This is a genomic window from Mycobacterium gordonae (assembly GCF_001417955.2).
Taxonomy (GTDB): Bacteria; Actinomycetota; Actinomycetes; order Mycobacteriales; family Mycobacteriaceae; genus Mycobacterium; species Mycobacterium gordonae_B.
Map to the genome: position 1 here is coordinate 200,308 of NZ_LKTM01000223.1, position 21,544 is coordinate 221,851.

Here is a 21,544-nt window from a genome sequence, read left to right on the forward strand (position 1 = left end):
GGTTCGCGTCACGCTTTGCGGGCGCCACCAGGGCGGCATCGCCGAAGGCACGGGCCGACCGGCTGGTCGTGCGGTGGGACTGCGCTCAATTCGCGTCGTCCTCCCGGACGGGGTGGTCGCGCCAGTGCCGGTACAAGTGCCGCGCGGCGAATACGCCGAGAACCGCGGTGACGCACCACACCGCTATAGCTGCATAAGCCAGGGGTGACGAGCGGTCCCGGATGGAAGCACCCAGCGCGGTATAGACGAACGCCCGCGGTGCCGAGCCGATGAATGATCCAATTGCGATCTGCCACATCGGGATTCCGAACGCGCCAAACGTGTAGGAAGCGAACGCGTCCGAGATGCCGGGGACGAAACGCTGGCCCACGACCGCCCACAACCCGCCCCGTTCGACCACCGAGTCGATCCGTTCGGCCCGCTTGGGACCCACCAGAACCCGTGCGCTGTCCCGGCCGGCCCGGCGGCCGACCGTGCTTGCGACGACTGCCGTACCCATTGCCGCGCCGAGCGTGACGAAAAGGCCCAGCACGGGACCGAACAGCAGCCCACTGCCCGCGGCCAGAATCGAACCGGGCAGGAACATGGCGCCGAGGAAACCCGACACGACGACATAAACCAGCGGCGCCATCGGCCCGGTCGACGTGACAGTCCGTCGGACCGCGTCGATGTCGATCACTCGCGCGACAGCCACCAGATAGAACATGGTGAGCAGGAAGGCGACGAACATTACGAGTCGCAGGATGTGGGGCCGCCGGGGCGCGCCGGTGGTGTCGTCGTTGTCATCCATGGTGGCCGGCCAGTCGCCGCGCCAGCCCACTGGCTCGCACCGCCCGTCGAGCGATCGCCGCACGCACCGACCCTTCCGGGCCGATCACCCGCACTTTCCGTTTCGCCCGGGTGACCGCGGTGTAGAACAGTTCCCGCGTCAGCAACCGCGAATCTTCAGGCGGCATAAGCACACTCACCACATCGGATTGACTGCCCTGGCTCTTGTGAATCGTCATCGCGTGCATCGTCTCGACATCGGACAGCCGACTGGTCGCCAACTCCAGCAGATTCTCGGCACCGGCGATGACGGCTCGAAGCGCGCCCTGCTGGCCGGCGCCGGCAACCACGGCCACACCGGTGTCACCGTTGTAGACGCCCAGTCCGTAGTCGTTGTTCGTGACGAGCACCGGTCGTCCGGCGTACCACGGTGACCAGATCGCCTCGCCGGTGGACTCGACCAACCACCGCTCCACCTGGCGGTTCCAGTGAGCGATCCCGTAGCGCCCCCGGCGATGCGCACACAACAGCCGGTGCTCGTCGAGGGTGCCCAGGGCAGCCTTCGCGTCGCCGAGCATCGCGGCCTGCCGCAGTGCAAGGGCGTGCGGCTCAAGCACTTTGCGCAAACTCTCGGTAGGGTCCTCGGTGTCGATCCATTCGACGTGATCGCCGCCGGAGCGCAGCAGGTCGATGGCGAGGTCGGCATCGCCGTCGCGAATCGACGAGGCCAGCCGGCCAATCGATTCGCCGAACCGATGCGACGTCAGCAGCGCCGCAACCCGGGCGTCTGCGCGCGATCCCAGCCCGTCGACCAGATCGGCGAGTACCGCACCCGCCTCCACCGATGCCAACTGGTCGGGATCGCCGACCAGGAGCAGTCGGGTGTGTGGGCGCACCGACTCCAGGAGCCGCGCCATCATCGTCAGCGAAACCATCGATGTCTCGTCGACCACGATGACGTCGTGCGGCAACCTGTTGCCCCGATGGTGACGGAACCGCGACGATGTATCGGGCCGACTGCCCAGCAGCCGGTGCAGCGTCGTCGCACGTAATCCCGAGACCCGTTGACGGTCAACCGAATCCAGCTCATTTACCTGGAGCTGGACCGCCTCGTGCAACCGTGCCGCCGCCTTGCCCGTCGGAGCCGCCAGCGCTATGCGCAGCCGCGGCTTCCCGTCCAGCTCCGCCTGTTCGGCGAACAGCGCCAGCAGCCGGGCCACCGTGGTGGTCTTGCCTGTCCCCGGACCACCGGTGAGGACGGTCAGCCCCTGCTGCAGGGCGATGCCGGCGGCCTCGCGTTGTTCTTCATAGCCGGGCGGGAACAGCCGGTCGATATCGGCAACCGCCGGCCGGCCGGGAGCCGACAACAGGGCCGAGAAGTCGTCTGCGACCTGTTGCTCCTCGCGCCAATACCGGTCCAGATAAAGCAGATGGCCGTCGTACACGCGGAGTACCGGCGGCTCGTCGGCCAACGGACTGGCCTGAACCGCCGCAAGCCATTGCGGCGCAGACGGCCACGGTAGGTCGTCCATGCCAACCTGTGCCTGGACCGATTCCAGGTCCACACACACCGACCCGCCGCGAAGGGCGCGCACCACCAGCGCCAGTGCCAGCGCGACGGCGGGTTCAGACTCGCCTGCCATCGTCGTAAGGCGCTGTGCGACATGCACATCGGCTGATTCGAGCACACCGGCATCGTTGAAGAGGCGCAACAGCTCGCCGGCACTGACGGCCAGCCGCCGGTCGGCAGGGTCGATCGTCTCGGCGGTCATGCCGCCGCCGCGCGCGCGTCGAGCAGGTCGGACAGAGCGGTCACCAGCTCCGGTGGCGGCGCCCAGCTGAACACCCCGGCGGGATGACCGTCAAGCACCGGGGTACCGGGTCCGCACATTCCGCGCAGGAACAGATACAGCACCCCGCCGAGATGCCGACCGGGATCGTAATCCGGCTGCCGCCAACGCAGAAAACGATGCAGGACAACGCTGTACAGCAGCGCTTGGAGCGGGTAGTCCGAGTGCAACATGGCCTCGGCCATCCTGGGCTGCGTGTAGTCGGCGGCGGTCAGCGGACGGTCCGGCTCGCCGAGCCAGTTGGTCTTGTAGTCCACGACCAGGTAACGATGACCCGACCCATGCGGAATCCGGAGTACCGCGTCGATGGAGCCGCTGAGGTAGCCGCGTAGCGACTGGTTGCCAAGCGTGTCTCCCACCAACCGGTCGGGGTAGGACGCCAACGGGTCGTCAACCCGGAGATGGGCGCGCAGCAACCGCCCCACGTCCGCGAGTCGCGTGTCCGCGTCGGCACCCCGCACGTCGCCACCGGCCAGCGGAAACTCGAAGTCCAACTCGCGCAGCCGATCCGGCAGGCTGATCTGCCGTAGCGTCAGCCCGGCCGCCAGTGGCCCCAGGGGCGTGTCGTGCATCGGCACCATCGCCGCGGCCAATTGGGAGGCGGGCACCTCGACCGGCCACCACGCTGAGTGAACACCGATCTGTGCCTCGAGTTCGGCGCCGAGGTCGGTCGCGAAGGGGTCGGTGGTTTCCAGCACCGCGTGTACCAGCGTGCCGAACTGCGCGCCGGTGGGAAGCTCGGCCATCGGGGAGGGCACGTCCGACGACGCCCCGGGCCCCTTCAACGGGAGGTCGTGAACTTCGTCGTCGAGTTCGGTGAGCTCGGGCTCGCTACTCACCCCGGTGGTCCGCTCCGCGTCGCGGATCAGGCCCGAGTAGGAGGTGCGCCGCCAGGCGGTATCGATGGCGCGGTGGAAGTGCCGGGTACCCAGGTCGGACGGCGCGTGGTGGCCGGACATCGTCGGTGCTGCGGCGATCACGGACTCCTCCACCACCGGCCCGCCGGCGTCCTGCCACTCGCGAAGCCGCTCCCAGGCTTCGTCGTCGGTGATCTTCTGCGGTTCGCACCGATCGGGGACCGCTGACTGTCCGGGACGCCGGCCGCGTAGCAGCCGCGACAGCCCGCCGTTGGGCTCGCCGTGAGCCGGTGACCACCACGCCACCACCTGCGACTGAGCCCGGGTCAGCGCAACGTAGGTCAACCGGCTGTCGTCGCTGGCCGTTTCTTTGCGGCCCAGTTTCTCCACGGCGGCGAAGTCGGAACTGTCCTTTCCGCCGATGTGCAGACAGCGCTTGCCCTGGTCGTGGAACAGCACCAGGTCGCGATCACCAACGTTGCGATTGAACGCGAACGGCAGGTACACCACGGGGTACTGCAGCCCCTTGCTCACCCAGACCGTCATGATCTGGACCGCGGCGGCGTCGCTGTCGATCCGGCGGTTGCGTTCGGTGGCGCCGGCTCGTTCCTCCCGCTGGCCGCGCAGCCAGTCACGAAGCGCAGGAAGGGAATAACGCTCCCGGTGGGCCACCTCCTGCAGGAGTTGCGTCACATGCGCCAGGTCGGTCATGTGCCGTTCGCCGCCGTGCCATGAGAGCACCCGGTCTGCCATGCCGCTCATCTGCGCGGCTTCGAAGATCGCGGCGACACCCCGTTCACGGGCGTGGTCCGCCCACTCCCGCAGGGTGTCGGCGATGTCGTCGGTGAGTGCGTCACCGGCGGCCGCCAGGTCGTGCGCCGTCTTCCCGAAGAACATCGTCGTCGCGGCCGCCCGCACCACCCCCGGGCGGTGGGGCTGATCGAACGCCTCCAGCAGCGACAGCCAGTCGTCGGCGGCCTCGGAGCTGAACACGTCGGAGTCGCCGGTGTAGACGGCGGGGATCCCGGCCTCGGTGAGTGCGCGGTGGCAGACACGGGCGTCCTTGTGGCTCTCGACGATGACAGCGACATCGCGGGCTTCCAGCGGCTCACCGTCGAACGTCGCCGCGCTCGTCAGCAGCCCGCCGATGTCGGCGGCGAGATCGCGGCCGATGTGCTCGCGCAGCTCATCGATCTGCAGATTCTGAGTCCCTTTGCGGCCCAGCGTTGCTCGGCGCACCACCCGAAGCCGGAACGGATCGTTGCGCGGAGCATCGGCGAGGCGATGACCGCGGTGCGAGGCCGCGACGTCATGCACCACGATCGCGGGGTCACCGAGCTCGGCTCCACGCAGCACGGCCTGTAAGCGCTCGACCAGTGCGCTGTCGCTGCGCCAATTCGTACCCAGCGTTCGCTTGTCGCCGGCGGTCCTGGCCGCATCGAGGTAGGTGACGATGTCGCCGCCGCGAAACGCGTAGATCGCCTGCTTCGGGTCTCCGATGAGGATGAGCGTGGACCGCCCGCTGAAGGCCCGGTCGATCACCTGCCACTGAACCGGATCGGTGTCCTGGAACTCGTCGACCATGACAATGGGCCAGCGTTGATGCATCCGGACCCGGGCGGGGGAGTCGTCGGTGTCCAGTGCGGCGGCCAACCGGATGAGCAGGTCGTCGTATCCCAGCACCCCCCGGCGTCGCTTGCGTCTTTCCAGCTCGGCCAGAACGTCTTTCGCAAAGGCGATGCAGACCGCGGCGCGCGAACCGGGCTCCGGGTCGCTCGGCCGCAGGTGTGTGGACGGGTTGGCGACCACCGCGCGGGCGATGCGCAGCGCCTCGCGATACGTCAATGCGGGATCGTCACGCACGCGCCCGAAATGGGCCAGATAGAGGTCATCGACGATCTCGGTCACCAGGTCGTTGAGGTCCTCCAGCAAGGTGACGCCCGAATCTGTATCCCCGGCCGCGCCAAGAGATTTGAGCACCAGCTGGCAGAACTGGTGGGTGGTGGCGATGGTGGCCGCGTCGAAGCCGGCCAGGGCGTCACGTAGCCGCTGCTTTCGAGCGTTGCGTTGCGCCTCGGTGCCGTCGATCAGGTGGCGCACCAGGTCGTTGCCGTCGGCGATCGCACGGTCGCCGAAAGCGGCGACCGCGTCGACGATCTGGCAGCGCACCCGCTCGCGGAGTTCCTGGCTCGCCGCGCGGCCGAAGGTGATCAGCAGCATCTCGTCGAGGGTCGCCCTGCCTTCGGCGACGTATCGGGTCACCAGGCCGGCCAACGCGAACGTCTTGCCGGTTCCCGCGCTGGCCTCCAGCACCGTGGTGGACCGCTCGGCGGGCAGTGGGCCCAGCAGGTCGAATGGCGGGATCATCCGGGCCTCCGCTCGGCGCGCAACAGGGGCAGCCACAGGCGCGCGGCGAAGGCGCCCAGGCGGTGTTCCTCGCCTTTGGCAAAGGCCGGGTATTGCTCACCGGGCCGCAGCGGTTGCATCAGGTCGCTCAGCCGTGCGTGTCGGCCCCAGGCCCGCACCTGCGCCTGATCTTGATCCTCCCCGGGATACAGACCACTTCGCCACCGGTAGTCCGCCTGCTTGACCGGGTCATCCCCGCAGTGCCGGGCGACGGCCCAGGCGTAAGACGTCTTGACCGGCAACGGAATCGGCTCCCGGCGCCCGGCATCGTAGATGGCCACCAGGTCCCGCAGCACCTCCGGGGCGGGCTGTTCGGGCCGTCCCAGATGTTCCTCGCGGGGGGTGGTGCCCCGCTTGGGCCGGCCGATACAGACCGCTGACCAGTCGCGGTCGGGATGGTGAGCGTGCAACGCCAGCAACGGAATCCACGATTGAAGTAGATGTTTGCCGTCCAGCTTGGAATACGTCACAGACACCAGGCGATCGCCGAACACCCCGGACACGGTGCCGGTCAGGCGCCGGCCCCCGAGATCGATGTCGACGTCGTAGGTTGCGCTGTCGGTGGGGCGGTGTCCTTGGCGGTGTCCCAAGGCGGTTGACGCCAGCAGCGCCGCCTGATCACGGATATCGGTCACCTTGCGCCACCCCAGCTGACCCGGGGGCAGGGTGCCGCGCCGCCACTCCGCCTGCCGCGCGTCATCAGGAGCGAGGCCGCCCAGGATGTCGCTCAGCATCCGATCGCCGACCGTCCATTCCTCGAGCGCGTTGATCTCGACCGGCATGGCGTCCTCGACACCGTCGACATCCCACGGAAGCGTGTATTCCAGCGCCCGGAAGAAGCCTTTCACCGGGTCCTTGAAGAACGCGACCAGATCGGCGAGGACGACGTCGTCCGGCGGTGGCGGCGGCAGCAGGTCGCGGATCAGTCTCGGTTGCTCGGATCGTTCGCCGGTGGCGGAGCGCGCCGCGCGCAACACCGTCGGGTCGAAGCTGAACGGCGAGCCAGCCACCAGCGCGCCGCGCTCCACATTCCGAATATCAAAGGGCTGCAACGGATGTTCGACCACAATCCGTGACCGCACGGGCCTGGTGGTGGTCGTGTCCAGGGCGTCGAGCAGCTCCGCCAGCGGGACGGCCGGGGGCCGGCGCTGGCCTGAGTATTCGTTGGCGCCGGTGTAGGTGATGACCAGATTGCCGGTGGCCGCGCCGATGGCGTCGAGCAGCAGCTGACGGTCCTCGGACCGGATGTCGCGCTCGCCGGTCAGCGGTTGCCGGGCCAGTACGTCGTCACCGTCGACGACGCCGAGCCGTGGGAAGACGCCGTCGTCGAGTCCCACCAGACAGACCACCCGGTGCGGGACGGAGCGCATCGGCACCATCGTGCACACCGTCAAGGTGCCGGTGCGGAAGTTGGCGCGGGTGGGCCGCCCGGCGAGGTGCCTCTGCAACAGAGCGCGGATGTCGGGCAGGCGCAGCAGCGTCTGGTCGCGCGAACCCGCGGTGCGCAGCACGTCGGCGAATTCGCGTTGCATCTGGTTGGTCTGCCAGGCGTCGTCTTCGCCGGTCCGAGTCAGCAGGCCGATCCCGTCGGCCAACGCCGTCAGCCACTGCCGGAGCGGCTGGGCTGCGGTCAGCGAGTCGACCACGCGCTGCAGCCGGTCGATGTATTCGGCGAACTGCCCGACCAATTCGACCCGGTTGCTGCCCACATCGTCCAGGGGGAGCGTCGAATCGATCCAGGCGTGTGCCGTCTCGGACATCGCGACTCCGGCCAGTACCCGGTCCAGGCCGAACCGCCAGGTGTTGTGCACGAAGTCGACGCCGAACGGCTTGCGGTGCTCCTGATCGAAGCCCCACCGGATGTTCGACTGCCGTACCCAGCGGGTGATGCCCTCCAGGTCGTCGTCGCTGAAGCCGAAGCGGGCCCGGACCGGGGCGGACTGGGCGAGGTTGAGCACTTCACTCGAGGTGACCCGCCCACCGGCCAGGGACAGTAGCTGCGACGCCACGCCCAGTAGCGGATTGGTCTGCAGCAGTGAGCGATCCGCGAGCCGGACCCGAAGGCGGTGGGCCGGGTGTGCGCCGTTCACCACGTCGCCGAGGCCGAAGTCCGCGACGATCAGCGGGGCATAAGTCTCGATGTCCGGGCACATGACCAAGATGTCGCGCGGCTCGAGGGTCGGGTCGTCGGCCAGCAGTCCGAGCAGCACCTCCCGGAGCACGTCGATCTGCCGGGCCGGACCGTGGCAGCTGTGCACCTGCACGGACCGGTCGTCGTCGGCCAGCGTGCGGCCGTGCGGCCGGACGGCATTGGCGGCGAGGTCGGCTTGCAGCCAGCCGAGCAGGGTGTCCCGGCGATCGGGTTCGCCCAGAGCCTCATCGGTCGCGGGATCATTCGGCAGGCTTCGCTGCAGCTCCCGCAGATCCCGTCCGAGGGTCGCCAGCAGCGGATGCCCGACCGCGCGATGGCTGGTGTCCTCGCGACGGGGCACCGTGCCCCGCACGCCGCCCAGTGTCCGCCACAATGCGTCGCTGGGATGGGGTAGCCACAGATGCAGCTCATGGTGGACGGCCACGGCTTCGAGCAGCTCGACCTCACTGCGCGCCAGCCGGGTATGGCCGAACAAGGACAGGCGCGACGGCAGCGCCGCCGGACCGTCGTGCAGTCTGGCCAGGGTCTTCCCGTGCCGGATGTGCGGGGGATCGGCGGGAATCGTCGCCACCAGCGCGCGCCACAGCTCGGGTTGCCAGTGCAGGTCGGCATCGAGGTCGCCCAGGTCTCCGGCCAGCCAGCCGACGAGCAAGCCGGGACGCTGCCGGGCATACGAGGCGAACAGCCCGGCCAGGCGGCGGGCGACCGCGTACCGCCGGCCCCGGCGCAGATCCGCTTCATCGCCAATGTCGAAGTATCCCAGATGCTTTGCCAACGTGCGGCACCACGGCTCGGGCAGTGAGCGGTCGATCACCTCGAGCAGCGGCCAGGTCATGGCCTCCGGAGACCAGGGGTCGTCGTCGACGGTGCCGACTATCTCGGCGATCAGTGACGCCGGGTTGCGAAACGACACCCCCGCGCAGACGCCGTCACCGCGATCCGGCGTGGCGCCCAACCGGTGGGACAGGCGCTGACTGAGCCAGCGTTCCACCCCGCGCGCCGGCACCAGCACGAGCTCCTGCGCGAACGGGTCGGGCAGCGGCCGGGCCAGCAGGGCGCCGAGACCGTCGGCAAGCAGATCGGTCCGTTCGGCACGGTGGAGATGAAGCGCCATTGCGGGCCACCCTAGACCGCCCGTCCGACACCGACGGCCCTACGGGTGTACAAAGGGGCGCGGGGGCCGGGCCCGATCGCGCGAAACGGGAGGACGTCATGGAGACCTGGGATGCGATACGTGCACGACGCAACGTGCGCCAGTACACGGCGCAGCCGGTTGCAGAGACCGACCTGGAGCGCATCGTGGAGGCGGGATGGCGGGCGCCGTCGGCGAAGAACCGTCAACCGTGGGACTTCATCGTGGTCACCGATCCTGCTCAGCTGCAAGAACTCTCGACGGTCTGGATGGGCGCCGGTCACCTCGCCGGCGCCGCGGCCGCGATCGTTCTGGTGATTCCGGTCCCGCCGGATGAGCGCAGGAAGCTCATCGATCAATATGACATCGGTCAGGCGACGATGGCGATGATGCTGGCGGCCACCGACCTGGGTATCGGTACCGGTCATTCCTCGGTGGGCGACCAGGACCGGGCGCGCGCGATCCTCGGCGTCCCCGACGACCATCTGGTCGCGTACATGCTCGGCGTGGGCCATCCCGCCGACCGGCCGCTGACTCCGATCCGCAAACCGAATCGGCGGCCACTGCACGAGGTGGTTCATCGTGGCCGTTGGTGAGTCCGCTGGGCTCATCATGTGCCAGGCTTGAGCAATGGGCGGCGTCGCTGATGCCCTTGAGTGGGCCGGCAAGCAGATCACGGGCCGGGTCCCGAAAGCGGACCTGGACCAGCGCGACCCGGACTTCATCCGGGATCAGCTGCCCGGAACCTGGTTGCTGGCATCGTTGTACTTCCGTGCCGATGTGCGCGGGCTCGACCGCATACCCCCGACGGGACCGGTGCTGCTGGTCGGCAATCACAGCGGCGGCAACGTGCCGCCCGACACGTTCGTCTTCACGCTGGCGTTCTGCTCGTACTTCGGGGTGGAGCGTCCCTTCTATCAACTCGCGCACAACCTGGTGACGCTCTATCCGCCGTTGCGCTGGCTCCGCAAGTTCGGCACGGTGGCGGCCAGCCCCGAAAATGCCCGTTTGGCACTGGAATCCGGCGCAGCCGTCCTGGTGTACCCGGGCGGCGACTACGAAGTCTTCCGCCCGTCGTGGCAACGGCACGTCGTCGACTTCGGCGGCCGCAAGGGATTTGTGCGGCTCGCCCGCGAGACCGGCGTGCCGATCGTGCCGGTGGCCGCCGTCGGCGGCCAGGAGACGGCGTTGTTCCTCGGCCGCGCGCAGTGGCTGGCCAAACTGCTGATGCTGGACAGGTTGATCCGGCTCAAGAGTGTGCCGGTCTCGCTGGCGATCCCCTGGGGGCTGAACGTCAGTGACCTGCTGGGGCACATTCCGCTACCCGCCAAGATCGTCATCGAGGTCCAGGAGCCGATCGAAGTCCATGACGACGACCAGGGCGTGTACGACGAAGTGATCGCCAGCCTGCAGGCGGGCGTGGATCGGCTGGCCGCCGAGCGGCGATTCCCGGTGATCGGCTGATGCGCGTCGAACGCCGGATCGTCGTGAACGCCGATCGGGACACCGTGTGGAAGGTGCTCAGCGACCCGGATCGCTACCCCTCCTTCCTGGCTCATCTGGAGCGCTGGGAGACGTTGACCGAAGGCCCGGTCCGGGTCGGCGCCCGCTACACGGTGTTGTGGAAGATCGGCTCGATCCCGGTCGGAGGCATCGCCGAAGTGGTGGAGCTCGACGCCGCGCGCGATCTGGCCTGGATCAACATCACCGGCGTGACCCAGCGTGGCCGCTTCCGGCTGCGCGATGCGGGGCCCGGCCGGACCACGGTCACCTTCCGACTGGCCTACAACTCCGAAGGCGGCCTGCTCGGACTGATCGCCGACCGCGTCGCATTGCGCTGGGTGGGGCGTTCACTGGCTGAAAGCCTGAAAAACCTTCGCCGCCTTGTGGAGTGATGCGGCGCGTGAGCCGGGTCAGGCCGTGTCGGTCCAAACGTGCATGCTGGGTGCATGAACAGAAACGAGATCACCGAAAAGATCGTCGTTGCCCGGCTGTCGAGGGGGCTCAGTTGGCAGCAACTGGCCGACGCGATCGACAGGCCACTGCTGTGGACGACGTCGGCGCTGCTGGGCCAGCACCCGATTCCGGCGGAGCAGGGGAAGGTCCTGGCCGAGATGCTGGGGTTGGACGAGTCCGTCGTTCCCGTCCTGGCGGCGCCGCCGATGCGGGGCGGCCTGCCCAGTGCCGTGCCCACCGACCCCACCATCTACCGGTTCTACGAGGCGCTCCAGGTCTATGGCGGCGCGCTCAAAGAAGTGATCCACGAACAGTTCGGTGACGGCATCATGAGCGCGATCAACTTCAGCATCGACCTGCAGAAGAAAGCGCACGAGTCGGGCGATCGTGTCGTAGTCACATTCGACGGGAAATTCCTGCCGTATCAATGGACTTCGGCCCAAGACTGAAGGGGCGCTGATGGTCGAGCAGCGGGGCAGGACCGCACGGCGCAAACCCGTCGACATGGTTCTCTCGGGCGGCGGTGTCAAGGGTGTCGGGCTGGTCGGCGCCGTGGTCGCCGTCATGGAGGCAGGTTACTCACTCAAACGGGTCTCCGGCGTCTCCGCGGGTTCGCTGGTCGGATCGATACTGGCCGCCGCCTCCAACGGCGACCAGTTGACCACCGGGCAGATCAAAGAGCTTGCACTGACCCTGCCGTATGAGAAGTTTCGCGATACCGGTCCGGTCGGACATCTGCCTGTGGTCGGTCCGGCGTGGGGTCTCTTGCGTGAAAACGGCATGTACAGAGGCGATTTCGCCCACGACTGGATCCGCGGCGAGCTGCGGAATCTGGGCGTGCGGACCTTCGGCGATCTGGCGCTCAGTGACCGGCAGATGCCCGCCGAGCGCCGTTACCGGCTGGTGGTCACCGTCGCCGACCTGACCACCGGGCAGCTGGTGCGGCTGCCGTGGGACTACCGGCGGCTGTACGGACTCGATCCCGACGAACAATCGGTGGCCGATGCGGTGCGCGCGTCGATGTCCATTCCTTTCTTCTTTAGGCCGGTCACCTTGACCAGCGCGGCCGGACGCACATCCACCCTGGTCGACGGCGGGGTGCTGTCGAACTTTCCGATCGACTCCTTCGACCGGCCGGACTGCAAATCGCCGCGCTGGCCCACCTTCGGCATCACGGTGGTGCCGGAGTTGCCGGCCAGCAACGACCAGCTGATTCCGGGGGTGGGCGCGTTGCGGCTCCTGGGCCCGCCGTCGGTGCTGCTCGAGCAGCTGATCACCACCATGTTCGTCGGCCATGACCAGACGTATCTGAATCAGCCGTGGGTGAGCGCCCGGGCGATCCGGGTGGACTCGACAGCGGTGAACTTCCTGGATTTCAGCATCTCCCGCAAGGACGCCGAAGCGCTCTACAGCAAGGGATACGAATCGGCACAGGCGTTTCTGTCGACCTGGAACTGGGTCGACTATCTCGAGCGGTTCCGCCAGTTCCAATGACGTGACAGCGCGACGGTGTCAGACTTGACGATGGAGGAGGCGCCGGTGTGCAGCGGTTGTTCGGGCAACCGCACCACCTGGCCAGATGCCGGACCCTCCTAGACGCCGAATTCCTTTTCGATGTTGTCGATCCCGGCGCGGATCGCCTTGAGCGCATCGGCGCGGGCACGCAGTTTGGTGGCGGCGTGCGCGGACTGATTCAGGCCGGCGAATTCGTGAGCCGCCTCCTCGGCGCGGGCGATCACCCGGTCGGGCAGTGCCATCTCGTCGATGAAGCCGGCGGCCAGCGCCGTCTCACCGAAGAATGTCTTGGCCAGGCCGGTGGCCTGTTGGTAGGCCGACCGGGTCAGCCGCAGTTTCAGGACCTCCAGGGCCGCCCAGGGAATCACCATCCCGATCGCGACCTCGTTGGCCTGAATGTTGTACGCGTGCGCCGCAATTCGGTGGTCACCCGAGCACAGCAGGAATGAGCCCATCGCGATCGCGGGGCCGGTGCACGCGATGACCACCGGCTTGGGGTAGGACAGCAGCCGGTAGGACAGCTCGAATCCGCCGCGCAGCATGTCGATCGCGGGTTGCACCTCGCCCGAGGTCAGGATCTTCAGGTCGAATCCGCCGCTGAACACCCGCTGGTTGCCGGTGATCACCAGCGCCCCCACGTTGTCGGCGTCGGCCTGGTCGAGCGCGTCGTTGAGGGCCTGCTGCATGGTCGGGCCGAGCGCGTTGACTTTGCCGTCGTCCATCCGGATGACCCCGATGGTTTCGTCGTGGGTGTAGACGACCGGACCGCTCATGGGTTACTCCTTCGCTCGGCGAGTCGATTGAACCAGATCGCGGCCCGCCGGGCTCACACCCGCTGGCTGCGATGCTTTCCCAGTTCGTTCTCGGCGTCGCCCCAGCGCAGACTCACGTCGGTGGGCTCGTCGAGTTGGCGGGTGCGCCACCGGTCCTGGGTCTCCTGCACGGCGCGGTTGATGCGGTCGATCTCGCTGCGGAACACCTCGGGGCGAGTTTCCTTGCTGGCGTAGTGGAAGTAGGTCAGCAGGTTGCGCAACAGCTCCAGCTTCTGCTTCTCGCGCTTGGCCAGGTCGTGCGTCGTCATCAGCTCGATGCGCTGGACGGGAGGTAGCGCGTCCCAGTCCAAGACCACCTTCGTCTCCAGCGGCTGCCGGGTGCGCTGCCAGAATTTCCACCCGCGGGGCCGCTCGGGGCGGTCGTAGTAGGTGACCGTGCCCTCGAAGCGAGATTCGACGCCGTGCCCGATTTCCGCGCGGTCCAGTGCGGAGTCCCACACCATCCGCCACTCCTGACCGGGCGCCAGTGTGGGCAGCTCCCGCGGCAGTTGCAGTTCGACGACGTCGGCGTAGCCGTCGGAGGCGTTCTCGTATTCGGCGACGGTCGGGGGGTTGGGGAAGTTGAACCGGATGTCGTAAGCCGCGGTGCGGCCGAAGTTGCGCACCACCAACTCGATGACATGCCAGTCCGCGACGTGCGGCTCCATCAACATGGCGACGTGTGGGCGCGTCTTCTCCGCAGCCAGCGCCCGATTCCGCTGCAACTGGCGGTGGGTGAAGATCAGCGCGACGACGCCGAGCGCGATCGCCGCCCATGCGGCCCAGGCCAACCAGGTGCTGGACTCGATGGAGTCGATGCCCCGCCAGCTCTGCGGCCAGCTTTCCGGCCAGTTGCCTCGGACCCACCCCATGGATTCCACCCTCCACTTAATCCTCGGACCTGGAACTTAGCTGCACTGATCGTAAAGGGGCTTCCTGTGTATTGCTGAGCGGGTCATCGAGCGAGCTTCAGCCGCCCATCATCATTCGCCACTGGTCGAGATTGGCGGGCCGGTACACGTAGTTGGAGCGTTTGACTTCCGACAACGAGGCGCTCGGGTCGGCCGAGTACCAGTGCCCGGGGAAGACGGTCGGGTCGCCCGGGAGCGCGGCGAGTTGCTGGAGACTGCGATACATCTCGTCGGAATCGCCGCCCGGGAAGTCGGTGCGTCCGCAACCTTCCAGGAACAGCGTGTCGCCGGCGACCAGCCGTCCGTCCAGCAGGAAGCACTGACTGCCGGGCGTGTGGCCGGGTGTGTGCAGCAGTTCGATCTCGATGTCGCCGATGCTGATCCGGTCGCCGTGCTCGTGAGCGGTCAGGTCGCTCATCGGGATTCCGGTGATCCGGGACACCCACAGCGCCTCGTGGGTGTTCACGTGGATCGGCACGCTCACCCGCTCCATCAGCTCGGCGAGGCCCTTGAGCTCGAATCCCATCATCGACCCGCCGACGTGGTCCGGGTGGTGATGGGTCACGAGCACCCCCGACAGGTGCATGTCGTCGGCCTCGAGCGCGTCGACCAGGTCCCCGGCTGCATAGGCCGGGTCGACCACCATGGCGTCCCCGGTTTCGCGGTCGCCGATGAGGTAGGCGAAGTTGCGCATCTGCGCCGCGATCACATCGTTGGCCGCGAAGTCGCGGCCGGAAAGTAACTGCCGGAAGTACAACCGGTCCGAATTCGACACACCACCAGCCTATGGGGCGCGCGAAAACACCTTCGGCCTGGCCTTCTGCCTATTCCCGGTACCTATTCCTACCTGCGCCGAGTCGCTAATATCGGTTCATGTTGAAGAGGATCGAAGTCCTACTTGACATGGACTTGGTCGACGAGATCATTCGCCGTTATCACGTGGCCGGCGCGCGGGAAGCCGTCAATCTGGCCATGCGGACAATGCTCGACGAGGCCGACAACGCCGACCCCGACTCGCATGCCGAGGATTACGACGAGTTCAGCGACCTCAGTGCCTGGTCACTGCACCGCAACAGCGACACGGGTTGACCGGCTAGTCCTGCTTGGGCCCACGTGGTTTGGAGACGTTGTGTGCCAGGCTGTAACCTCTTTTTGGCCCGCGGCAGGTCTTCGCTGCGGGTGAACGGCCCCCTTAGCTCAGTCGGTAGAGCGTTTCCATGGTAAGGAAAAGGTCAACGGTTCGATTCCGTTAGGGGGCTCGGCGGACGCCGAGCAGGTGCGCGGCCCCAGAGGCGGTGTAGCTCAGTTGGTTAGAGCGAACGACTCATAATCGTTAGGTCGCCGGTTCGAGTCCGGCCATCGCTACCACCACAGCACGACAAACGAATATAGAGACTTCGAGAGATTTGAGAGAGAACCGTCATGGCTTCCAGTACCGACGTGCGGCCGAAGATCACCTTGGCGTGCGAGGTGTGCAAGCACCGCAACTACATCACCAAGAAGAACCGCCGCAACGACCCCGACCGTCTCGAGCTGAAGAAATTCTGCCCGAACTGCGGTAAGCACCAGGGGCACCGCGAAACGCGCTGACCGCGCGCACCCCAATTACAGAGAGTCGACTAGGTAGGTTCGAGAACTGTGGCCCTGTCCGAAAAGATCCTCGGGATGCACTATCGCTACCCCGACCATTACGTGGTGGAACGGGAAAAGATCCGCGAGTACGCCACGGCGGTGCAAAACGACGAGCCGGCTTTTTTCGGTGAGGACGCGGCGGCAGAACTGGGCTACGACGGCCTGGCAGCCCCGTTGTGTTTCATCTCGGTATTCGGATACAAGGCGCAGTCTGCCTTTTTCCGGGACGCCAACATCGCGGTGACCGACCAGCAGATCGTTCAGGTTGACCAGGTTCTGAAGTTCCTCAAGCCGATCGTCGCCGGCGACAAGCTGTACTGCGACGTCCACGTGGATGCGGTGCGCGAGGCGCACGGCACCCAGATCATCGTGACCAAGAACATCATCACCAACGATGCCGGCGAGATCGTCCAGGAGACGTACACGACCCTGGCGGGCCGTGCCGGTGAAGACGGGGAAGTAGGATTTGCCGATGCCACTGCGTGAGTTCAGTTCGGTGCAGGTGGGTGACCAGCTCCCAGAGCGGACCTACCCGTTGACCCGTCAGGACCTGGTCAACTACGCCGGGGTCTCGGGTGACTTGAACCCGATCCACTGGGACGACGAGATCGCCAAGATGGTCGGGCTGGACACCGCGATCGCCCACGGCATGCTCACCATGGGTATCGGCGGCGGCTATGTCACGTCGTGGGTGGGCGACCCCGGGGCCGTGACGGAGTACAACGTGCGGTTCACCGCGGTGGTACCGGTACCCAACGACGGCAAAGGCGCCGAGTTGGTGTTCAGCGGCCGGGTGAAGTCCGTTGACCCGGAGACCAAATCGGTGACCATCGCACTGACGGCGACGACCGGCGGCAAGAAGATCTTCGGCCGGGCTGTCGCCTCGGCGAAGCTGGCCTAGCGGATGGCCCTCAAAACAGATATCCGCGGAATGTCGTTTGTCTATCCCGACTACTTCGAGGTAGGCCGCGAACAAGTTCGGCAATTCTCCCGGTCGATCAAGTGCGATGATCGGGTCCACTACGACGAGGCTGCGGCCGCCGAATTCGGCGGCGACCGCATCGTCGCACCGCTGACCTTCGTGACGATCCTGGCGAAACTCATCCAGGACGACTTCTTCCGCAATGTGGACGTCGGCTTCGAAACCATGCAGATCGTGCAGGTCGACCAGAAGTTCGTGTACCACGCGCCGATCCATGTCGGAGACAAGCTCTACGGCAGTCTGCGCATCGAATCGGTCAACGAGCGTTTCGGCGCCGACATCGTCATGACGAAGAACTTCTGTCACAACCAGGATGGCGTCCTGGTCCTGGAGGCCTACACCACCCTGATGGGCCACGAAGGAGACAACTCCATCCAGCTCAAATGGGACAAGGAATCGGGCCAGGTAGTCAGAACCGGGTAATTAGTATCTGGCTCCTACGTCGATGTACACTCGGACCTCGGGGTTTTCCCATTACAAGCGCGCTGTCCGTCGGTTCGCGATTGCCGAACGGGGGGCGCGCGAGTCATGTAAGCCCCGGAAAATAGGGGCGTAGCTCAACTGGCAGAGCAGCGGTCTCCAAAACCGCAGGTTGCAGGTTCAAGTCCTGTCGCCCCTGCTGACGGCGGGCCGCACGAGGAGGCGGGCCATCTGACTCGCGTGCCATGGTGGACACTGGAAAGAGTGGCCACTTTGAGCGGTACGGCACGCGAAACAGCTAGCGAACGAAGGAGCACGCGGTGAGCGACGAAGGCGACGTTGCCGACGACGCCGCAGGCGACAGCGGCGCCGTGGTGACCAAGGCGGTGGCGCGGCCGCAGCGGCCCACGGGAAAACGTTCCCGGGTGCGCGCGGCGGAGGCCGAGGACGGCGACGAGTCGACCGACGTCGAGGTCGCCGAGAAGGATTCGGCAAAGAAGGACGCGTCGAAGTCTTCGAAGGCGTCGAAGTCTTCGGGGGCCAAATCGACGCAGAAAGACAAGGCGAAGAAGCCGAAGAAAGCCGGTTCGACCAGCTCGATCAACCCTTTCGTGTTCGTCTACACCTACCTCAAGCAGGTTGTAGCCGAGATGCGGAAGGTGATCTGGCCCAACCGCAAGCAGATGCTCACCTACACGTCGGTGGTGCTGGTCTTCCTGGCCTTCATGGTGGCGGTGGTAGGTGGCGCCGACCTGGGTCTGAGCAAGCTCGTGCTGTTGGTGTTCGGCTGAGACTTGAGAGCGATAGAGAGGACTGAGAACCGTGACGACGTTCGACGGTGACACGTCCGCGGGTGAGGCGGTCGACGTGCAAGAGGCTGACGCCCCGCAGGACGCGGTGGCGGCTCCGGCCGAAGATGTCGACCCCGCCGCTGCGCTCAAAGCGGAACTGCGCAGCAAGCCCGGTGACTGGTACGTCATTCACTCTTACGCGGGCTACGAGAACAAGGTGAAAGCCAACCTCGAGACCCGGGTGCAGAACCTTGACGTCGGCGACTACATCTTCCAGGTGGAGGTTCCCACCGAAGAGGTCACCGAGATCAAGAACGGCCAGCGCAAGCAGGTCAACCGCAAGGTGCTGCCCGGTTACATCCTGGTGCGCATGGACTTGACCGACGACTCGTGGGCCGCGGTGCGAAACACCCCGGGAGTCACCGGGTTCGTCGGCGCGACATCGCGCCCGTCGTCGCTCTCGCTCGACGACGTGGTCAAGTTCCTGCTGCCCCCGGGTGCGGCCAAGAAGGCCGCCAAGGGTGCGGCCAGCACGGCTGCCGCGGCAGAGACCGGTGGACTGGAACGCCCTGTCATTGACGTCGAGTACGAGGTCGGTGAGTCGGTGACGGTGATGGACGGACCATTCGCGACGTTGCCGGCCACGATCAACGAGGTCAACGCCGAACAGCAGAAGCTCAAGGTGCTGGTCTCGATCTTCGGCCGCGAAACACCGGTGGAGCTGACCTTCAGCCAGGTCTCCAAGATTTAGCCCCCAGGGCATCCCAGAACTTTGCACCCCAGCACTTTGCAAGACTAGGAAGGAATGTAGGACAAACTCATGGCCCCGAAGAAGAAGAAAGTCACCGGGCTGATCAAGCTGCAGATCGTGGCCGGGCAGGCCAACCCTGCCCCGCCGGTCGGCCCGGCGCTCGGCCAGCACGGCGTCAACATCATGGAGTTCTGCAAGGCCTACAACGCCGCGACGGAAAGCCAGCGCGGTCAGGTCATCCCGGTGGAGATCACGGTCTACGAGGACCGCAGCTTCACCTTTGCGCTGAAGACCCCGCCGGCCGCCAAGCTGTTGCTCAAGGCCGCCGGTGTGCCCAAGGGGTCGGCGGAGCCGCACAAGACGAAGGTCGCGAAGGTGACCTGGGACCAGGTGCGCGAGATCGCCGAGACCAAGAAGACGGACCTCAACGCCAACGACATCGACGCGGCGGCGAAGATCATCGCCGGCACCGCCCGGTCGATGGGCATCACGGTCGAGTAGTTCCAGTTCGACAAAACACCCGAGAACGCGTGGGAGGGCCAGCTTCGGCCCGCCAACCACGAACCCAACACCAGATTGGATTGAACAATGAGCAAAACCAGCAAGGCATACCGCGCCGCCGCCGAGAAGGTGGACCGCAACAACCTCTACACCCCGTTGCAGGCCGCCCGGCTCGCCAAGGAGACGTCGTCGACCAAGCAGGACGCGACCGTCGAGGTGGCGATCCGGCTCGGCGTCGACCCGCGCAAGGCCGACCAGATGGTCCGTGGCACGGTCAACCTGCCGCACGGCACGGGTAAGACCGCCCGGGTGGCCGTCTTCGCCGTCGGTGAGAAGGCCGACGCCGCCGTAGCCGCCGGAGCCGATGTCGTCGGCAGCGACGACCTGATCGAGAAGATCCAGGGCGGGTTCCTGGACTTCGACGCCGCCATCGCGACTCCCGACCAGATGGCCAAGGTGGGCCGGATCGCCCGCGTTCTGGGTCCGCGCGGCCTGATGCCGAACCCCAAGACCGGCACCGTCACCCCGGATGTCGCCAAGGCCGTCGCCGACATCAAGGGCGGCAAGATCAACTTCCGCGTCGACAAGCAGGCCAACCTGCACTTCGTGATCGGCAAGGCGTCGTTCGACGAGAAGAAGCTTGCGGAGAACTACGGTGCCGCGCTCGACGAGGTGCTGCGGCACAAGCCGTCGTCGTCCAAGGGCCGTTACCTGAAGAAGGTCACGGTGTCGACGACGACCGGCCCGGGTATCCCGGTCGACCCGTCGGTCACCCGCAATTTCACCGCCGAGGCGGAGTAAGCGGCGCCTTCGGCTGCGCGAGCAGACACAAAATCGCCCTGGAGCACGCGTTCCAGGGCGATTTTGTGTCTGCTCGCGGGGAGGGCCGGGCAGTGGATCTAGCCGCCGCATTCGGTGACGCGCCGCCGCAGGAATGCGCGGCCTGGCTCAGAAGCGTTGCCCTCCAATGCCTTTCGATACCACACTACGGCTTCGGCGTGGCGCCCTGCCCGCCGCAACAGGTCCGCGCGCACCGACGCGACGAGATTCGAGTGCGTCAGCCGCGGGTCGTGGGCCACCTTGTCCAGGGCTGCCAGGCCCACATCCGGGCCGTCGCGGAAGCCGACCGCGAGCGCGCGGTTGGCTCTCACCACCGGCGAGTCGGTCAACTGCAGCAACCGGTCGTAAGCCGCGCAGATCGCGGTCCAGTCGGTCTGGTCCCAGGAGGGCGCCGTCGCATGGATGGCGGCGATCACGGCTTGCGGCAGATACGGACCGGTCGATCCCTGCGCCTGTCGTAATCGATTGAGGCCGCGGCTGATCCGGTCGCGGTTCCAGCGGTGACGGTCCTGCTCGTCCAGCGGCACCAGCGCCCCGGCGGCGTCCAGCCGTGTTGCCCGCCGCGAGTCATGCAGCAGCACCAGGGCCGCCAGGGCGTGTGCCTCGGGATGCGGCATCAGGGCGCACAGCTCGCCGGCCAGCCGCACCCCTTCGTCACACAACTCGTCGCGGATGGCCGACGGGCCGGCGGTGGACCAGTAGCCCTCGGTGAACACCGAGTAGATGCAGCTCAGTACGTGCGGTGTGCGTTCGGGGAGCAACTCGGCGGGCGGAACCCGCAGCGGAATGTTCGCGTGCCGAATCTTGTACTTGGCCCGGGTGATTCGCTGCCCGATCGCTGCCTCGGTCTGCAACAGTGCGCGGGCGATCTCGGCGACCGTCAACCCGGATACCAGCCGCAGCGTGAGCGCCAGTTGCGAGCGGCGGTCCAGTGCCGGGTGCGCGCAGGTGAACATCATCCGCAGTTCGTCGTCGCGAACCGGATGCAACACCGCGTCGTCGGTGCGGATATCGTCCACGAAAGCCGCCAATTCCTTTCCGGGACGGATGGATTCGCGGCGTAGCCGATCACGGGCACGATTGCGCGCGACCGTTATCAGCCATGCGCCGGGGCGATCGGGTACGCCATCGCGCTCCCAGGTGCGCAGCGCCTCGGCGCACGCCTCCTGGACGGCGTCCTCGGCGATGGTGAGGTCGCCCGACCATCGTGCGATGGCGGCGACGGCAGGTCCCCATTCATGCCGAAAGACGCCGTCCAGATCGGTCAT

At 66.7% G+C, this 21,544-nt stretch carries 22 protein-coding genes and 3 tRNA genes; 17 read left to right on the forward strand and 8 right to left on the reverse strand.

Translation table 11 applies throughout. The features are described 5' to 3' along the window. Positions 1-85: 85 nt before the first annotated feature. The 4 genes from AO501_RS17095 to recC are packed head-to-tail and all read right to left on the reverse strand — an operon-like array spanning position 86 to position 9,147. The gene (locus AO501_RS17095) at positions 86-790 is read right to left on the reverse strand and encodes a TVP38/TMEM64 family protein (protein ID WP_055578907.1); all 705 of its coding nucleotides are present in this window, start codon (positions 788-790) and stop codon (positions 86-88) included. Then, positions 783-2,540, reverse strand: a complete 1,758-nt coding sequence (gene recD, locus AO501_RS17100) for an exodeoxyribonuclease V subunit alpha (protein ID WP_055578823.1) — start codon at positions 2,538-2,540, stop codon at positions 783-785. The genes AO501_RS17095 and recD overlap by 8 nt, the downstream gene beginning before the upstream one ends. After that, positions 2,537-5,839 (reverse strand): exodeoxyribonuclease V subunit beta, encoded by a 3,303-nt coding sequence (gene recB, locus AO501_RS17105; protein ID WP_156452632.1) that lies wholly within the window; start codon positions 5,837-5,839, stop codon positions 2,537-2,539. The genes recD and recB overlap by 4 nt, the downstream gene beginning before the upstream one ends. Beyond that, positions 5,839-9,147, reverse strand: coding sequence for an exodeoxyribonuclease V subunit gamma (gene recC, locus AO501_RS17110; RefSeq protein ID WP_055578825.1), 3,309 nt, complete (start codon positions 9,145-9,147; stop codon positions 5,839-5,841). The genes recB and recC overlap by 1 nt, the downstream gene beginning before the upstream one ends. 98 nt (positions 9,148-9,245) lie before the next feature. Here recC and AO501_RS17115 point away from each other — a divergent pair, with 98 nt between their 5' ends. From AO501_RS17115 to AO501_RS17135, 5 genes are read left to right on the forward strand one after another with little or no spacing between them, the layout of a single operon-like run. Further along, entirely contained in the window at positions 9,246-9,761 is a 516-nt protein-coding gene (locus AO501_RS17115; protein ID WP_055578826.1) for a nitroreductase family protein, read from the forward strand. A 34-nt stretch (positions 9,762-9,795) separates the two neighbouring features. Next, a complete protein-coding gene (locus AO501_RS17120) occupies positions 9,796-10,629 on the forward strand; it encodes a lysophospholipid acyltransferase family protein (protein WP_055578827.1) in 834 nt (277 codons plus the stop codon). Then, positions 10,629-11,060, forward strand: coding sequence for an SRPBCC family protein (locus AO501_RS17125; RefSeq protein WP_055578828.1), 432 nt, complete (start codon positions 10,629-10,631; stop codon positions 11,058-11,060). The genes AO501_RS17120 and AO501_RS17125 overlap by 1 nt, the downstream gene beginning before the upstream one ends. A gap of 54 nt (positions 11,061-11,114) precedes the next feature. After that, the gene (gene cynS, locus AO501_RS17130) at positions 11,115-11,570 is read left to right on the forward strand and encodes a cyanase (RefSeq protein WP_055578829.1); all 456 of its coding nucleotides are present in this window, start codon (positions 11,115-11,117) and stop codon (positions 11,568-11,570) included. Between the two features lie 10 nt (positions 11,571-11,580). Then, on the forward strand, positions 11,581-12,615 hold the full coding sequence (locus AO501_RS17135) for a patatin-like phospholipase family protein (RefSeq protein ID WP_055578830.1): 1,035 nt from the start codon (positions 11,581-11,583) through the stop codon (positions 12,613-12,615). 98 nt (positions 12,616-12,713) lie between these two features. Here AO501_RS17135 and AO501_RS17140 read toward each other — a convergent pair whose 3' ends face one another. The 3 genes from AO501_RS17140 to AO501_RS17150 form a co-directional block, all read right to left on the reverse strand. Next, entirely contained in the window at positions 12,714-13,409 is a 696-nt protein-coding gene (locus tag AO501_RS17140; protein ID WP_055578831.1) for a crotonase/enoyl-CoA hydratase family protein, read from the reverse strand. A gap of 53 nt (positions 13,410-13,462) precedes the next feature. After that, positions 13,463-14,320, reverse strand: a complete 858-nt coding sequence (locus AO501_RS17145; protein ID WP_055578832.1) for a hypothetical protein — start codon at positions 14,318-14,320, stop codon at positions 13,463-13,465. Between the two features lie 97 nt (positions 14,321-14,417). Continuing rightward, positions 14,418-15,134: an MBL fold metallo-hydrolase gene (locus tag AO501_RS17150; RefSeq protein ID WP_055578833.1), complete on the reverse strand. Its 717-nt coding sequence runs from the start codon at positions 15,132-15,134 to the stop codon at positions 14,418-14,420. Between the two features lie 98 nt (positions 15,135-15,232). Between AO501_RS17150 and AO501_RS17155 the strand changes: the two genes are divergently transcribed. The 12 genes from AO501_RS17155 to rplA all read left to right on the forward strand — a co-directional run bounded on the left by AO501_RS17155 (position 15,233) and on the right by rplA (position 20,237). After that, on the forward strand, positions 15,233-15,448 hold the full coding sequence (locus AO501_RS17155; RefSeq protein ID WP_055578834.1) for a type II toxin-antitoxin system VapB family antitoxin: 216 nt from the start codon (positions 15,233-15,235) through the stop codon (positions 15,446-15,448). A gap of 97 nt (positions 15,449-15,545) precedes the next feature. After that, positions 15,546-15,618: transfer RNA gene (locus AO501_RS17160), tRNA-Thr, on the forward strand. A gap of 32 nt (positions 15,619-15,650) precedes the next feature. Further along, a tRNA-Met gene (locus tag AO501_RS17165) sits at positions 15,651-15,727 on the forward strand. 54 nt (positions 15,728-15,781) lie between these two features. After that, complete coding sequence (gene rpmG / locus AO501_RS17170; protein WP_036352522.1) at positions 15,782-15,949, forward strand: 50S ribosomal protein L33; 168 nt, start codon at positions 15,782-15,784, stop codon at positions 15,947-15,949. 48 nt (positions 15,950-15,997) lie between these two features. Next, positions 15,998-16,477: a (3R)-hydroxyacyl-ACP dehydratase subunit HadA gene (gene hadA / locus AO501_RS17175; protein WP_055578835.1), complete on the forward strand. Its 480-nt coding sequence runs from the start codon at positions 15,998-16,000 to the stop codon at positions 16,475-16,477. Further along, a complete protein-coding gene (hadB, locus tag AO501_RS17180; protein WP_055578836.1) occupies positions 16,464-16,892 on the forward strand; it encodes a (3R)-hydroxyacyl-ACP dehydratase subunit HadB in 429 nt (142 codons plus the stop codon). Before hadA ends, hadB begins: the two co-directional genes overlap by 14 nt. A 3-nt stretch (positions 16,893-16,895) precedes the next feature. Then, positions 16,896-17,396, forward strand: a complete 501-nt coding sequence (gene hadC / locus AO501_RS17185) for a (3R)-hydroxyacyl-ACP dehydratase subunit HadC (protein WP_055578837.1) — start codon at positions 16,896-16,898, stop codon at positions 17,394-17,396. Between the two features lie 123 nt (positions 17,397-17,519). Next, positions 17,520-17,592 (forward strand) — tRNA-Trp (locus tag AO501_RS17190). A 121-nt stretch (positions 17,593-17,713) separates the two neighbouring features. Then, positions 17,714-18,184, forward strand: coding sequence for a preprotein translocase subunit SecE (gene secE / locus AO501_RS17195; protein ID WP_055578838.1), 471 nt, complete (start codon positions 17,714-17,716; stop codon positions 18,182-18,184). A gap of 31 nt (positions 18,185-18,215) precedes the next feature. Then, the gene (nusG, locus tag AO501_RS17200) at positions 18,216-18,935 is read left to right on the forward strand and encodes a transcription termination/antitermination protein NusG (RefSeq protein ID WP_055578839.1); all 720 of its coding nucleotides are present in this window, start codon (positions 18,216-18,218) and stop codon (positions 18,933-18,935) included. A gap of 69 nt (positions 18,936-19,004) precedes the next feature. After that, positions 19,005-19,436, forward strand: a complete 432-nt coding sequence (rplK, locus tag AO501_RS17205) for a 50S ribosomal protein L11 (protein WP_055578840.1) — start codon at positions 19,005-19,007, stop codon at positions 19,434-19,436. An 87-nt stretch (positions 19,437-19,523) separates the two neighbouring features. After that, positions 19,524-20,237, forward strand: coding sequence for a 50S ribosomal protein L1 (rplA, locus tag AO501_RS17210; RefSeq protein ID WP_055578841.1), 714 nt, complete (start codon positions 19,524-19,526; stop codon positions 20,235-20,237). A 98-nt stretch (positions 20,238-20,335) separates the two neighbouring features. On the opposite strand, the gene AO501_RS17215 is transcribed toward rplA, so the two are convergent. Further along, entirely contained in the window at positions 20,336-21,544 is a 1,209-nt protein-coding gene (locus tag AO501_RS17215) for an RNA polymerase sigma factor (RefSeq protein ID WP_055578842.1), read from the reverse strand.